This window comes from Streptomyces silvisoli (genome assembly GCF_029269905.1).
Taxonomy (GTDB): Bacteria; Actinomycetota; Actinomycetes; order Streptomycetales; family Streptomycetaceae; genus Streptantibioticus_A; species Streptantibioticus_A silvisoli_A.
In genome coordinates, this window is sequence record NZ_JARJBC010000028.1 from 77,703 (window position 1) to 90,593 (window position 12,891).

11 protein-coding genes and 2 pseudogenes are annotated in these 12,891 nt (G+C 69.7%); 5 read left to right on the plus strand and 8 right to left on the minus strand.

What is annotated here, in order from left to right; genetic code table 11:
• Positions 1-454 precede the first annotated feature (454 nt).
• The 4 genes from P3G67_RS31530 to ligD form a co-directional block, all read right to left on the minus strand.
• On the minus strand, positions 455-1,105 hold the full coding sequence (locus P3G67_RS31530) for a UdgX family uracil-DNA binding protein (RefSeq protein WP_276096552.1): 651 nt from the start codon (positions 1,103-1,105) through the stop codon (positions 455-457).
• Positions 1,106-1,409: 304 nt separating this feature from the next.
• Positions 1,410-2,516, minus strand: coding sequence for a mechanosensitive ion channel family protein (locus P3G67_RS31535; protein WP_276096553.1), 1,107 nt, complete (start codon positions 2,514-2,516; stop codon positions 1,410-1,412).
• A 1,092-nt stretch (positions 2,517-3,608) separates the two neighbouring features.
• The gene (locus P3G67_RS31540) at positions 3,609-4,901 is read right to left on the minus strand and encodes a phosphodiester glycosidase family protein (RefSeq protein ID WP_276096554.1); all 1,293 of its coding nucleotides are present in this window, start codon (positions 4,899-4,901) and stop codon (positions 3,609-3,611) included.
• A gap of 257 nt (positions 4,902-5,158) precedes the next feature.
• Complete coding sequence (gene ligD, locus P3G67_RS31545) at positions 5,159-6,166, minus strand: non-homologous end-joining DNA ligase (protein ID WP_276096555.1); 1,008 nt, start codon at positions 6,164-6,166, stop codon at positions 5,159-5,161.
• Between the two features lie 66 nt (positions 6,167-6,232).
• Here ligD and P3G67_RS31550 point away from each other — a divergent pair, with 66 nt between their 5' ends.
• Positions 6,233-7,294 (plus strand): ATP-dependent DNA ligase, encoded by a 1,062-nt coding sequence (locus tag P3G67_RS31550; RefSeq protein ID WP_276096556.1) that lies wholly within the window; start codon positions 6,233-6,235, stop codon positions 7,292-7,294.
• Positions 7,295-7,754: 460 nt separating this feature from the next.
• Here P3G67_RS31550 and P3G67_RS31555 read toward each other — a convergent pair whose 3' ends face one another.
• Both P3G67_RS31555 and P3G67_RS31560 read right to left on the minus strand, forming a co-directional pair.
• Positions 7,755-8,000 (minus strand): cold-shock protein, encoded by a 246-nt coding sequence (locus P3G67_RS31555; protein WP_449343266.1) that lies wholly within the window; start codon positions 7,998-8,000, stop codon positions 7,755-7,757.
• A gap of 396 nt (positions 8,001-8,396) precedes the next feature.
• Positions 8,397-8,651 (minus strand): WhiB family transcriptional regulator, encoded by a 255-nt coding sequence (locus P3G67_RS31560; RefSeq protein WP_269854633.1) that lies wholly within the window; start codon positions 8,649-8,651, stop codon positions 8,397-8,399.
• A gap of 513 nt (positions 8,652-9,164) precedes the next feature.
• On the opposite strand from P3G67_RS31560, the gene P3G67_RS31565 reads away from it, so the two are divergent.
• On the plus strand, positions 9,165-9,506 hold the full coding sequence (locus P3G67_RS31565; protein WP_269854632.1) for an STAS domain-containing protein: 342 nt from the start codon (positions 9,165-9,167) through the stop codon (positions 9,504-9,506).
• A 394-nt stretch (positions 9,507-9,900) separates the two neighbouring features.
• Here P3G67_RS31565 and P3G67_RS31570 read toward each other — a convergent pair whose 3' ends face one another.
• Positions 9,901-10,275, minus strand: a complete 375-nt coding sequence (locus tag P3G67_RS31570) for a zinc-binding dehydrogenase (RefSeq protein ID WP_276096557.1) — start codon at positions 10,273-10,275, stop codon at positions 9,901-9,903.
• Between the two features lie 37 nt (positions 10,276-10,312).
• On the opposite strand from P3G67_RS31570, the pseudogene P3G67_RS31575 reads away from it, so the two are divergent.
• Positions 10,313-10,600, plus strand: a pseudogene (locus P3G67_RS31575) (winged helix-turn-helix transcriptional regulator); the annotation flags it as partial.
• An 83-nt stretch (positions 10,601-10,683) separates the two neighbouring features.
• Here the strand turns inward: P3G67_RS31575 and P3G67_RS31580 are convergent.
• Positions 10,684-10,982 (minus strand): annotated as a pseudogene (locus P3G67_RS31580) (hypothetical protein); the annotation flags it as partial.
• Between the two features lie 288 nt (positions 10,983-11,270).
• On the opposite strand from P3G67_RS31580, the gene P3G67_RS31585 reads away from it, so the two are divergent.
• Together P3G67_RS31585 and P3G67_RS31590 are read left to right on the plus strand one after the other, a co-directional pair.
• Complete coding sequence (locus P3G67_RS31585; RefSeq protein ID WP_276096558.1) at positions 11,271-12,212, plus strand: alpha/beta hydrolase family protein; 942 nt, start codon at positions 11,271-11,273, stop codon at positions 12,210-12,212.
• A 259-nt stretch (positions 12,213-12,471) separates the two neighbouring features.
• On the plus strand, positions 12,472-12,882 hold the full coding sequence (locus tag P3G67_RS31590; protein WP_449343267.1) for a hypothetical protein: 411 nt from the start codon (positions 12,472-12,474) through the stop codon (positions 12,880-12,882).
• The last annotated feature ends 9 nt before the right edge of the window (positions 12,883-12,891 follow it).

Here is a 12,891-nt window from a genome sequence, read left to right on the forward strand (position 1 = left end):
ACTGTCCTGCGAAATCGTCACAGCATCCCCGTATGCGTAGCGAAGACTGACGCCCCAAAAGTCGCGAATGTCGAATTTCACGCAGAAGATAACAAACGATTTATGGATGGCATGACAGGCGGATCGTCGGCGCGGCGTGCGTTCGTCCGGGGGTGGTCAGGCGATGGATGCCGCCCGGCGGCGGGGGACGAGGTTCTGGATCCGAGCGTCAGTGCCAGGTAGAGGTAGACCGTCGAGGCCCCCAGTGGCCCGCCGCCCGCGGTGTGGCCGATCCAGACGCCCGGCGCGAGGTGCGTGGCGATCGACAGCAGCGCGGTCGGCGCGCCGCCCCTGCGCATCGCTCGGCCCGCACCGTCCAGCCACACCGTGATGGGCCGCGCCCTGGACCACCCGAAGGGCGCCGCTGGCCGGGGTGCCCCTGAGCCGAACGCGAGGTGAGAGCGGAACTCCCCGTTCAGCGCAGTGCCTTGGCCGCCACCCGCAGGTCCGCCAACAGGCCCTGGTACGCCGTCTCCCGGTCGTCTGCGCGCAGCACCGCGGAGGGGTGGATGGTCGCGACGAGAGGCGGGCCGCTGTCCCCCTCCAGCGGGAGCGTCAGTAGGGTGCCGCGTTCCCTGGTCACCCGGAACGAGCCGCCCAGTAGGGCCTTTCCGGCCGTCGCGCCGAGGGCGATGACGACTTCGGGGTCGATCAGTCGCAGTTCGGCGGTCAGCCAGGGTTTGCACGCGGCGACCTCGTGCAGGCTCGGGGCCTTGTGGATCCGCCGCTTGCCGCGCGCGTCCCACTCGAACTTGAAGTGCTTGACCGCGTTCGTGATGCACGTCAGCGCCGGATCGATGCCCGCCTCGTCAAGGGCCCGCATCAGCACGCGGCCGGCCGGCCCGACGAACGGCTTGCCCTGGCGGTCCTCTTGGTCCCCGGGCTGCTCGCCCACCAGCACCACCCGGGCCGAGGCGTCCCCGGAGCCGAAGACGGTCTGGGTCGCATCCCGGTACAGGGGGCAGCCCCGGCAGCCGGCCGCGGCTGCCCTGAGCCCCGCCAGACCCGTGCCGTCGGGCACAAGGGGCCCGGCGTCGTACGCTTCCGGCTCGCCGCTGCGCGCCATGGCGGCCTCCGTCCATCCCGGCGGTCCCTACGGCCCCCTCTGGCCTGCGGCTACCCAGGCGTGCGGATTTCAGGCCGCTACGGAACGGATGCGCACATTCACGTCGGGTGCCTGCTGCCGAGCGCCGGGTGTGAACGCTTGCTGCGCCGCGCGGAGTTGGGCGACGCAGGTGCGGGCGCGGATCAGCGTCTCGCCGCGCTGAAGACTCCCGCCCGTGCCGCTGCCGCGGCGGCTCCGGCGGCGCGGTCCGCGGCCCTCACCGGTCGGACGGACGGCGGGGTGAGGGCCGAGCCCCCGCGGCCGGTCAGGGCGCGCCCGGTCCTGGACCGACGTCGTCGGGCGTGGGGCCAGGGGCTGCGCCGCGGTCGGGAGCCGCGGCGAGGCCGGGTGCGGGAGCGGTGTTGATCCGGGGCAGGGAGTACGGATGCTCGCGCCGCAGCCAGTCGATCAGCCGTTCCCGGATCGTGCAGCGCAGCGTCCAGATGTCGGCGGAGTCCTTGGCGGTGGCCAGCGCCCGCACCTGGATCGTGGAGGGCGTGGTGTCGGTGACCACCAGGCTCCACGCCCGTCCGTCCCAGGCCTCCGACTCCTTGAGCACGTTGTGGAGTTGGTCGCGCAGCAGGTCGATGGGCGTGGCGTGATCGAGGTGGAGGAAGACGGTGCCGGTCATCTGCGCGCTGCCGCGCGACCAGTTCTGGAACGGATGGCTGGTGAAGTAGGACACCGGCATGGTGATCCGCCGTTCGTCCCAGGTGTTGACCACCAGGTACGTCAGCGTGATCTCCTCGACCGTGCCCCACTCGCCCTCCACGACCACCGTGTCGCCCAGGCGCACCATGTCACCGAAGGCGATCTGCAGTCCGGCGAAGAGATTGCCCAGCGTGGACTGCGCGGCGATACCGGCGACCGCGGCGATCACACCGGCTGACGCCAGTACGGAGGTGCCGACCGCCTGCATGGCCGGGATCTGCATCAACATCACGGCCGCCGCGACCACGGCCACGGCAGCGGTGACCACCCGCTGGATCACCGTCACCTGGGTGCGTACCCGTCGGACCCGCGCGGGATCCTGCGAGGTGGCGGCGTAGCGGGCATAGCTGGACTCGACCACGGCAGTGGCGACCCGCATGGCCAGCCAGGCGAGCGCGCCGATCAGCACCAGCGCCAGCACCCGGTTGATGCCGGTCTCATGCCCGTGCCCGATGTGCGCCGCACCGTAACTGGCCAGCAGCAGGCCGACACACAGCGCTATCCGCAACGGCCAACGGCACCGGCGCAGCAGATGCCACAGCGGGCTGTCCGGGCGCCGGGCGCCGATTCTGCGCAGCGTCCGGTCAGCGGTCCAGCTCACGGCCAGCGTGATGACGATGGTGCTTCCTGCGACGATCACCGGTCGCAGCACGGTCTCCATATCAGCCTTCCTCGGACTCGACACGTCGAGCAGTGGCGCGCGGCTGCGGCTGCCACTGCGACCGTAACCGGCACGACTGGTGCGCGTACCCGCCGACCCGCGTGACCAAGCTCACCCTCACCGGCCGTCCGGTCTGGTCCGGGGCCGCAGGATCTTTCGGAAGGACGTCGAGACAGCAGCCGGTCAGCGGCACAACGGCTCCCGCGGCGCCGTGCCAGCGTGTCGGGAGCCGCCCCGCGGGGCGCCGCACGCGGGACCAGTTCGTCGGCATCACCAGCGTGGTAACGACCGGTACGCGGGACGTGGTCAAGCTCACAGCGAAGGCACCCGGACAGCGCGCCTCGTGTGGGCGCGCGGCTGCCTCACTCCCCGCCGCCCGGAGCCCTCAGGGTGGCTCTGGCGTGGCTGATCAGGGCGCGGGCCGCAGGACTGAAGGGGCCGCGAGGGGCCTGGGCGTGGCCGTACTCCCCCGCTCCACGGCCGCCTGGCCCTCTCCTGGCGCACCACAGGCCAACGCGAACCGGTTGACCGCTGTGGCCCGCCACGAGCTGGCCCGCCACCCGGCCACCAACGCCGTCGTGCTCGCCAACCGGAAGATGCACCACGCCGGGCTGTCGGCGGCCGCTCGCGGCACGCCGGACCTCGCCCGCTCCGGGGCACTGGCGGCGATCACCGACACCTACCGGAACACCATCGGCGCGGACGCGGCCATACTCAACGACCGCGCCTCGCTGACCCCGCCCCAACGACGAGAAATACGGCGAGCGTTACATGAGCGGCTCGGCCGACACCGGCTTCGCGCTCGCCCGTTGGACTTCTTCGTTCCCCGGGCCACCCCGCATCCGCTGGCTCGCTGCTCCAACGCAACCGGCCGACCGGCGCGTTGGAAGGGGCTCGGCGACGGGACCACCTGTGGGTCGGCGAGTCGCGGCAGCCCCCGCCCGCGGTCCCACGAGCGGCCGAGCGGCGATCCTGCGTGGCACACGCACGCCCTGCCGACCAGCCACAGTTGTCATGCGCGAAGGGGTGGACGGCCTGCTGAAGACCCCTTTGGATGCGGCCGAGCGGTAACCAGCCGCCGGATCAGGCCGGTTACGGCTGGGAGAACAGCCCGATGCCCTCGGGGACGAGCCGCTCTGTGCCGTCGCACGGATGGTTGCGCACGGTCGCCCGGTCGCTTCCGGGGCCGCGGGCGACCAGGGTGGCCGAGCCGCCGCCGTCCAGGTCCACCGCGTTGTCCGCGCCGATGGCCCGCATCGCGTGGGCGAACTGGGTCAGCGTCATGCCGTGGTGGCCCTGCGGATTGCCATCCAGCGCCAGCAGATACAGCCGGTGGCCACCGGCGCCGTAGCCCGCGCCCGCCCGCACCGCGCTCTGCCGGTCGTCCAGGTCGTTCAGCGGGCGGCCGTCGCGCAGGATCGGTACCGCCCCTATGGCGAACCGCAGCGGCCGGGGCTGAACCCTGGCCAACTGGTGAGACAGGCCCTGCTGTTCACGCTCGGCCAGTTGCCGCAGGACCTGTGCCAGACCGGCCGGAGCGGTGCCCTCCTGGGAGACGGTCTCGGCTGCCATGGTCAACGGCGGTGTGGCGGCGGGGATTCCGGCCTGCTGGTGTTGTACGTCGACCTGGTCGCCGACGCGCAGCTGCTTCAGCGCCTGAGCGCCACCATCCCGGCCGACCAGCACCACGGTGTCACGCGGGATCGACCCCGAACCGGGCTGTGCGGCAACGGAGTCGACCCGGCCGCCGCGCACCGTCACCTCGTACGTCTGCGCACCGCACCCCATGGCGCGCGGGCCGCAGACCGCGCGGTAGCGGGAGGCCTTGCCCCACTGGTCGGTGAAGGCGGAGATGCCGCCCTCGGGAATCGCGTACTGGTTGAAGCCGCGCAGTGCGAGCGCGCCGTGTGCGGTGTTGACCGAACCCGTCACCGACACCCGGTCCAGGCGCGCCACGCCGTCGGTGCCGATGCCGATCACGTCCTCCACCGAGGCGCCCCGGGGCAACCGTGGCCCCATGCGCTGACTGCGCGGCGCCGCGGCCTTGAGCACCTCGCCCTCGGAGATCGCCGGTCCGACGGCGGCGCCGGTCGCGGTCGCCCCCTTTATGTCGAAGAAGTCCCCGTTCACACCGGCCACCGCGCCCTGGGCGTTGGCCATCCGCGACACGGTGTCCCGCGCCGCCACCGCCCCGGGCCGCAGCAGGCCCACCCGTACCCGGCGGTCGTTGAGATCGGCGATCAGCACATGGCCGTAGGCTATGCCGCGCCCGGCGGGCACCGTGAAAGCCCGGTACTCGACGCCAGGCGCGACCTGGAAGCGTTCGGTGAAACGCACCGCGCCATCGGCGGAAGCGTTGATCACCCCGGTTCCGGTGCTCAGCACACCGGTGAGGATCAAGGACACCCAGGCCGCCCGCGGGCGGCACGCACATCTGGCCACGACTTCCCCAAGTGCTCATCGGATACGGGATATCCAGATGAATACCCGTGAATTCGTGCCGATTAGCTGGGATATGCCTACATGGCCGACGGACTCGCCGCGTTTGGCCGCGCAGGAATTGCGGGACAGCGCGCGGTGTGGTTTCTGATTGGCCAACGGTCCGGTTGATCAACGGGATTGGCCGCTGCGGTCCTCGTCGATCAGCGTTTGCGCGCCCGACTGGGCTGTACGCGGGTCGGCTCGCCCTCGACCTTCGGATGGTCAGGCGGATACGGCATGTCGCCCAGGCCCTCGTCACGGGCCTGCCGTTCGGCCAGTTCCAGCAGGGGTTCCAGACCGAAGGCGTGATCGGCCATGTCCGCGTGTACGTCGCCGAGTTCGGCGAACCGCACCGGAACGGTGGCCAGGTCGAAGTCCTCCGGCTCCGCCTCGGACAACTCCTCCCAGCGCAGCGGTGTGGACACCGTGGCGCGCGGCTGGGCGCGCAGCGAGTAGGGCGAGGCGATGGTGCGGTCCCTGGCCATCTGGTTGTAGTCCACGAACACCTTCTCCCCGCGCGACTCCTTCCACCAAGCCGAAGTGACCCGATCGGGCATCCGCCGTTCCAGCACCCGGGCCAGCGCGATCACCGCCTGGCGGGCCTCGGTGAACGTCCAGCGCGGCAGCAGCGGCACATAGACGTGCACACCACGACCGCCGGAGGTCTTCGGCCAGCCGCGCAGCCCGTGCTCCGCCAGCAGCTCGCGCAGCGCGTACGCGGCGCGTACCGCGTCGCGGTAGCCGGTACCGGGCTGCGGGTCGAGGTCGATCCGCAGCTCGTCGGGGTGCTCGGTATCGGAACGCCGTACCGGCCAGGGGTGGAACGTCAGACAGCCGAGGTTGGCCGCCCACAACACGGCGGCCGGTTCAGTGGGACACACCTCGTCGGCGAACCGGCCGCTGGGGAAGGCGATCCTGGCTGTCGGCAGCCACTCGGGCAGGTTCTTGGGGGCCCGCTTCTGGTAGAAGAACTCGCCCTCGACGCCGTCCGGGAAGCGCTGCAACGTCGTGGGCCGGTCGCGCAGACCGCGCAGCACGCCGTCGGCGACCGCCAGGTAGTAGCGGGCCACGTCCAGCTTGGTGAAGCCGCGCTGCGGGTAGTACAGCTTGTCGGGGTTCGACAGCCGTACCGTGCGCCCGGCCACGTCCAGCTCGACGGCTCCTGCCATGGCTCCACGCTAGGTTCTCCTCGCCGTCGCCGCGCGCCGTGGCCCACCCGGCCGCAACATCGGAGTATGCGCCTGCCCGTGATGCCGCCCGTCGCCCCGATGCTCGCCAAGTCGGTGGCCGACATTCCGCCGGGCATGCAGTACGAGGCCAAGTGGGACGGCTTCCGGGCCATCGTCTTCCGGGACGGCGACGAGGTGGACATCGGCAGCCGCACCGGCAAGCCGCTCACCCGCTACTTCCCCGAGGTGGTGGCCGCGGTACGTGCCGAGCTGCCGCCGCGGTGCGTGGTGGACGGGGAGATCGTCATCGCCCACGAGGGGCGGCTGCACTTCGAGGAACTGCTGGAGCGTATCCATCCGGCCGCTTCCCGGGTCCGTACGCTGGCCGAGCGCACGCCCGCCTCGTTCGTCGCCTTCGACCTGCTGGCGCTGGGGGACGACGCGCTGCTTGACACACCGCAGGAGGCCAGGCGGCGGGCGCTGGTGGCGGCTCTCAAGGACGCCGCCGCGCCGGTGTACACCGCACCGGCCACCACCGACGAGGCGCTGGCCCGCGAATGGTACGGCCAGTTCGAGGGCGCCGGTCTGGACGGGGTGGTCGCCAAACCGCTCGATCAGGCGTATCGGCCGGGGGAGCGGGTTATGTTCAAAGTTAAACATGAGCGGACCGCGGACTGCGTCGTCGCCGGGTACCGGTTCCACAAGAGCGGTCCCGTGATCGGCTCTCTCCTGCTCGGCCTCTACGACAGCGGCGGCCGACTGCACCATGTGGGGGTCTGCGCCTCGTTCCCGATGGCGCGGCGGAAGGCCCTGGTCGAGGAGTTGGCGCCGCTGCGGCTGGACGACGTGTCAGGCCATCCGTGGGCCGACTGGGCCGACGAGGAGGCGCACGCCACGACCCGGATGCCCGGTGGCCCCAGCCGCTGGAGCGGCGGCAAGGACCTCAGCTGGGTGCCGCTGCGCCCGGAACGCGTCTGTGAGGTGGCCTACGACCACATGGAGGGCTCGCGGTTTCGCCATACCGCCCAGTTCCGCCGCTGGCGGCCCGACCGCTCGCCGGAGGGCTGCACATATGACCAGTTGGAGGAACCTGTTAGCTATGACCTGTCAGAGCTACTGGGCGGCTGAACGCCCGCCACGCTCGGCGAGGCCGTAGGCGCCGCGAACGCCGAGAATATCCAGGCGTCTGGACGATTTCATCATGGGGACGCTGGCCAGTTGGCTCTCCACCGTGCGGGTGACTGGCTGTGGATGAATGTGATGGTCGGATAACCTGCGGCGTCGCCGTTGCTGTGTCTATTTCCTGGCCCGCTGCTGAGGATCACGTATTCAGGCGGGGCCATCGCGGCCACGGAGAAGAGTCAGACCCGCAAGCGGCCTGGCTCATCGCTTCGGAAGACGAGTCGGTGATGGCCATGGCCGGATGGATCACAGCCGACGGGGCGGCCGATGCGGCCGCCCCGTACGCCCGAGCCGCTGCGGGGCGCCTGCAACGCGGTCGGCGCGTTCACCGGCCAGCCGCTCCGGGCCCTGGCGGGGTGCGCCGTTTTCGGCCCACCCCGCCGACGCGCTTCGGGAAGGCCGTGGATCACTCAGGCCGAACTTGTGCCGCCTGCATGCCTTTTTGACCCCTCTCCGCGACAAAGCTCACGGTCTGGCCCTCCTTCAGGGACTTGAAGCCGTCCGACTCGATGGCCTTGAAGTGCACGAAGAGGTCATCGCCTCCGCCTTGCGGAGTGATGAAGCCGAACCCCTTCTCGTCGTTGAACCACTTCACCGTGCCGGTCTGCCGATCGCTCACGAGGCCGCCAATCGCCGTTTCCAGAGGCCACATGCCCCTACCGAATCGGTCACTCCCCGCTTCGGCCGCCGCTCAACCCTGGAGGGCAGCGATCAAGAACCGCTCGGTGCGTGCGCCCGGCTGCGGCGCGGTCGGGCCAGAATGGAGAAACGACATGTCGATCAATGTTTCTACCGTTGACGTGACGGTGTATCGAGGTCGGCGCGTCCGGCGCCAGCCCACACGTCGCATGCGCGGCTGGACGCTGCCGTTCGTACCCGGCACAACGCGTGCTGGAGGGCCCTGGAGCAGTCGGCCGTGCCGAAGTGTCCTACAGTAATGGGGCTGCGGCCGACCCACTCAACCCGGCAGCAACCCACCGTCTCCAACCGCCTCCGAAAGCCGTCGACTTGTCGTCGCGGGTGAAGGCCGCTGACGCAATCGCCGCACTCACGACTTGACGCGAGTGCGCTTGCGCGCCGAACGCCGCCGCAACACGCGGCGCTCGTCCTCGGACAGACCACCCCACACGCCCGACTCCTCACCGTGCTCCAGCGCCCACTCAAGGCAGACGTCTGCGACCGGGCACCGCTCGCAAACGGTTTTGGCCCCCTTGATCTGCAGCAAAGCCGGGCCAGCCGTTCCAATGGGGAAGAACAGCTCAGGGTCCTCGTCGCGACAGGCGGCCTTGTCGCGCCAGTTCATGATCGCCTCCAATCAACGTGAGCTTCCGTTGGCCTCGGCCCGCCACGGCTCAGGTACGGCGACACAACGCCACAACCCCCGTTCCGTAACGGGACTCCAGTGTTCGCGTGCCCCGATATACCGGGCTGTACCAACCTGTCCCTCGAAGACCTGCCGGGGTAAGCCGGACCCCCGGCCGGAGGCTGATCTGTTGACCTGGCGGTGGTAGGAGATGGCGTCGCTGGCACGGTCGAATCCTCAATCTCCGATGCCCCGGCGCACCATGGCCAAGGTCACTGACGAGCTGGGATCTGCCCACGGCACACGGTGTGAATAACCTGAGAAGCCCCGCGAGCGCGAACGCTACTGCTGCAACAGCGGTGCCCAAGCCGCTACGCCGTCCGGCCCGCCAGCGTGTTGCCGCAGCTGTCTCGAACTGCCAGGAACTGCTGCGTTACACCTAGCCTGAGCAGGCACGCAAGGGGGCCTCAGGGACCGGGGTTTGGGCAGTTTTCTGCGCGGCAGGCTTCACCTATGGGCAGTGAACTGTGGACTGGCTCAAGTGAAAGATTTCGGTTGTCCAGCGTGACGGCATGTGGCCGGACGACGGTGGCAGCGATCGGGGAGGTCGATCTCGACTCCTCGCCGCAGTTGAGCGCCGCACTCGATGTGGCGGTGTCAGATGGCGCTGACCGCGTAGATGTGGACTTCAGCCGGGTGACGTTCTGTGACTGTGCCGGGTTGAATGCCCTGCTCGCAGCTCGTTGCCGGTGCTGGGGAGCCGGGGTCGTGTTCGGCGTTTTCGGTCCCGTCTCGCCTGTTGTGCTGAGGCTGTTCCGTGTGACGGAGGTGATCGAGACGCTGCCGGTTCGGTAGGCGGCCTGAAGTATCCGCGTGGGACCCCGGAGCTTCACCACGCTGTGAAAGGGACGCTCACCCGCGGGAAAGGCCTCCCGCCGGACGAAGGCACGCTCTGACGAGCTGAGCGATGCCTCCGACCTCGATGCCTGGGGTGACACCGTCGAAGCGCCGCGCGGCGCCAGGCGACACAACCACCTCTGTAGGCGGCCGAGTTCCATTGGACGAGCGCGAGCTGTAGCGGGCATGGCCGCGGACTTTGTCCCACGGTCAGCCGCCGGGGCAACAGTATGATCCGCGGCCCCTCGCGGCCTGTGACTGGACTGACTGTCTGTTGGGCGGTCCGTGATGGCCGTCCCCAGTCAACTGTGCGCTATGGCCACCTACTTCAAGCTCGCAGTGGTCACGGAAGTCATGGAATGGTCAGCACAGCCTTGCCCGTGAACGCGCGTCCGGTGAACGCGGCGAGGGCGTCGGGCAGGGCGTTCCAGCCGTCGATGTAGCCGATCGCGGGATGGAGCCGGCCATCCCGGAGCAGGGCGACGAGGCGCTCGAGATCCGTGCCGAAGGCGCCGCTGGCGTATGAGAGGAAGGACTGCAGGCGGGCGCCTTCGTGTCCGATGAAGTCGTAGATCGAGACTGTGCCGGGCTCGCCGCTGGTGGTGCCCAGCAAGACGATGGTGCCGCCGGGCTCCACCTTCGATACTGCGGCGTTCAGCGCCGGGCCGCCGACGGATTCGCTGATCAGGTAGTAGAGGCCGTCCGCGGCCGCTATCTCGGGCAGCACCTCGACCGCGCCCAGAGCACGGAGGGCGGCCGCATGCTCCTTGATCCTCGCGGCGCTGGCCGAGCGGCCTCAGCGCCACAGCGAACTGCGGCGGCTGATCGCGGGCGTGAGCCAGAAGATGCTCACCCAGACTCTGCGGTCGCTGGAGCGCTCGGGTCTGGTCTCCCGCACCGTGACGGCCAGTGTGCCGGTGCGCGTCGACTACGCTCTGACCCCCCTCGGTGCGAGCCTCTTGCCGGTGGTGACGGCGGTGAAGGAGTGGGCCGAGGAGCACATCGACCACGTCCGGGCCGCACAGCAGGAGTTCGACACCGACCACCACTGACCGGCTGTCACCCGCACTCTCCCGCAGCTCCGAGGTTCGCGGCCGTCCCCTGCACCGACACCCCCTCAACTCGCGGGTCCCCTAAGTTGGAACGGTCGTTCGTCGGATCGGCTCTCACCGGAGGCGGCGGCAGCGTCGAGGAGTTGGGTGCACACCGGTAGGAGGCGGTCGAGGAAGTAGGCGTGCAACGTTTCCAATCCGGCGCTGTCGGGATCGTGCCCATCCCGACACCGGCCTTGGCCGCGATGTCGCGTACCGGCGCGTCCACGCCCGAGGTGACGAGGACCGCGGCGGCCGCGTCCAGCAGGGTCTTTTGGTTGCGCCGGGCGTCCTTGCGCTTGGATCCGGCTGCGCTTCCCGTGCACTGGCCGCTGTCGTTCATCGCGGCACCTCCTTCCCTACCCGGCCTTGCAAAGTGGAACGCCGCTCCGTATCGTTGGCGGAGCAAGGTTCCGTTTCGCCCATGATGGCAGACCAGGGGCCCGCCTAGCAGGCCGTCTATCGCCGTCACGCTTCACCTGGACGGAAGAGCACACGCGATCGCCGACCCCCGGCGTCGGAGTGGCCGCGAGAAGCGCGCCTCCCTCCACGCTCGCCCCGGCCCGCGGCGCCACCGGCCGCCGGACCCACCGACCCATGAGTGCGAAGACACTGAACGGAAGGCACTTCCATGTCCGATTCCAACATCGCGACCGCGCAGAAGGTCGCGGGTGCGCCCACCATTGTGGTGTCCGCGAAGCCGGTCGTCCTGTCCGCCCCGGGCCGCGGTGAGAACCTCCAGGTCCGCGTGTCCGCTCCCATGACCGGCGGCGATCTGCCCGTCATCGTCTTCTCGCACGGCTACGGCTGGTCGATGAACGGCTACGCCCCGCTGGCGGACTTCTGGGCCGCTCACGGCTTCGTCGTCCTGCAGCCCACTCACCTCGACTCCAGGACGCTCGGCCTCCCTGCCGAGGACCCTCGTACGCCGCGCATCTGGCGGTTCCGTATCGAGGACCTCAAGCGCGTGCTGGATGGACTCGACGCTCTGGAAGGCTCCTTGCCGGGCCTCAGCGGGCGTCTCGACCGCGGCCGCATCGCTGTGGCGGGCCACTCCTGGGGAGCCCAGACGGCCAGCACGCTACTGGGCGCGCGCGTCCTCGACTCCGACGGCGCTCCCGGCGAGGACATGTCCGACCCCCGGGTCAAGGCGGGGGTGCTGCTCGCCATCACCGGCCTGGGCGACGACTTGACCCCGTTCGCCGCCGAGAACCTCCCCTTCCTGAAGCCATCCTTCGACAACATGACCCCGCCGGCCCTCATCGTCGCCGGGGACCACGACCAGTCCGCGCTGTCCACTCGCGGACCGGACTGGTTCACCGACTCCTACACCTACAGCCCGGGAAGAAAGAGTCTGCTCACGCTGTTCGGGGCAGAGCACTCGCTCGGAGGCATCCCGGGGTACGAGGTCGCCGAAACGACAGACGAGAGTCCTGCCCGTGTCGCTCTGATCCAGCAGCTCACCTCGGCCTTCCTGCGCAGCGCCCTCTACCCCGAGGACACCGGCTGGCAGGCGGCGGCCACCGCACTGGAGGAAGTCCCCAACCCGCTGGGCAAGTTGCAGAGCAAGTAAGCGAGCCTCACCAGGACTCACCGCGCGTGTCCCGTTGAGGCCACGGTAAAAGGAACGTCACAGGCCCTCACGGCATGGGACAGTAAATCGTTCGGCTCTGTTCCGTAGTCGGTGGTGACGCTGCGTCCGCGACTGCGATCATGAGATGTGGATGAGGCCAACTCCCTTGTGAATGTGGTGATTTCCGGGCTATCGGCGCTGGTCGTCGAGGATGTGGCGGACGACGGTGAGGTAGTCCGGGTGACAGCCCGGACTCGGGATGTCCCGGTGCCGTGTCCGGTGTGCGGGGTGCCGACGCCCGCATGCGGGAGCCCACCGGCGACCGCCGCGCACCCCCTACAAGCCCACGCTCGTCAACCCCTACCGCGACCACCTGCGCCCCCGACGCGCCGCGAACCCGGCCGTCCCCGTCAAGCAACTCTTCCGGGAGATCCGGGAGATGGGATACACCGGCGGCCTCAACCTGCTCTACCGCTACATCACCCAAGGCCGTGCCGAGGGCGAGCGGCCGGTCACCACCCCGCAGCGCTTCTCCCGCCTCCTGCTCACCCGCCCCGAGAACCTGCGCGACAAGGACACCGCCCTCCTGCGGGAACTCACCAGAACCTGCCCCGAGATGACCGAACTTGACCGGATCAGGTATTGGAGCCCCACACGACTCCGTCTGTGATCCAAGCCC

Coding starts and splice junctions, on each gene's coding strand:
- P3G67_RS31550 (WP_276096556.1), top strand. CDS start 6,233: ATGCGCCTGCCCGTGATGCCGCCCGTCGCCCCGATGCTCGCCAAGTCG.
- P3G67_RS31530 (WP_276096552.1), bottom strand. CDS start 1,105: ATGGCGCGCAGCGGCGAGCCGGAAGCGTACGACGCCGGGCCCCTTGTG.
- P3G67_RS31535 (WP_276096553.1), bottom strand. CDS start 2,516: ATGGAGACCGTGCTGCGACCGGTGATCGTCGCAGGAAGCACCATCGTC.
- P3G67_RS31585 (WP_276096558.1), top strand. CDS start 11,271: ATGTCCGATTCCAACATCGCGACCGCGCAGAAGGTCGCGGGTGCGCCC.
- P3G67_RS31590 (WP_449343267.1), top strand. CDS start 12,472: ATGTCCCGGTGCCGTGTCCGGTGTGCGGGGTGCCGACGCCCGCATGCG.
- P3G67_RS31555 (WP_449343266.1), bottom strand. CDS start 8,000: ATGTGGCCTCTGGAAACGGCGATTGGCGGCCTCGTGAGCGATCGGCAG.
- P3G67_RS31565 (WP_269854632.1), top strand. CDS start 9,165: ATGGGCAGTGAACTGTGGACTGGCTCAAGTGAAAGATTTCGGTTGTCC.
- P3G67_RS31560 (WP_269854633.1), bottom strand. CDS start 8,651: ATGAACTGGCGCGACAAGGCCGCCTGTCGCGACGAGGACCCTGAGCTG.
- ligD (WP_276096555.1), bottom strand. CDS start 6,166: ATGGCAGGAGCCGTCGAGCTGGACGTGGCCGGGCGCACGGTACGGCTG.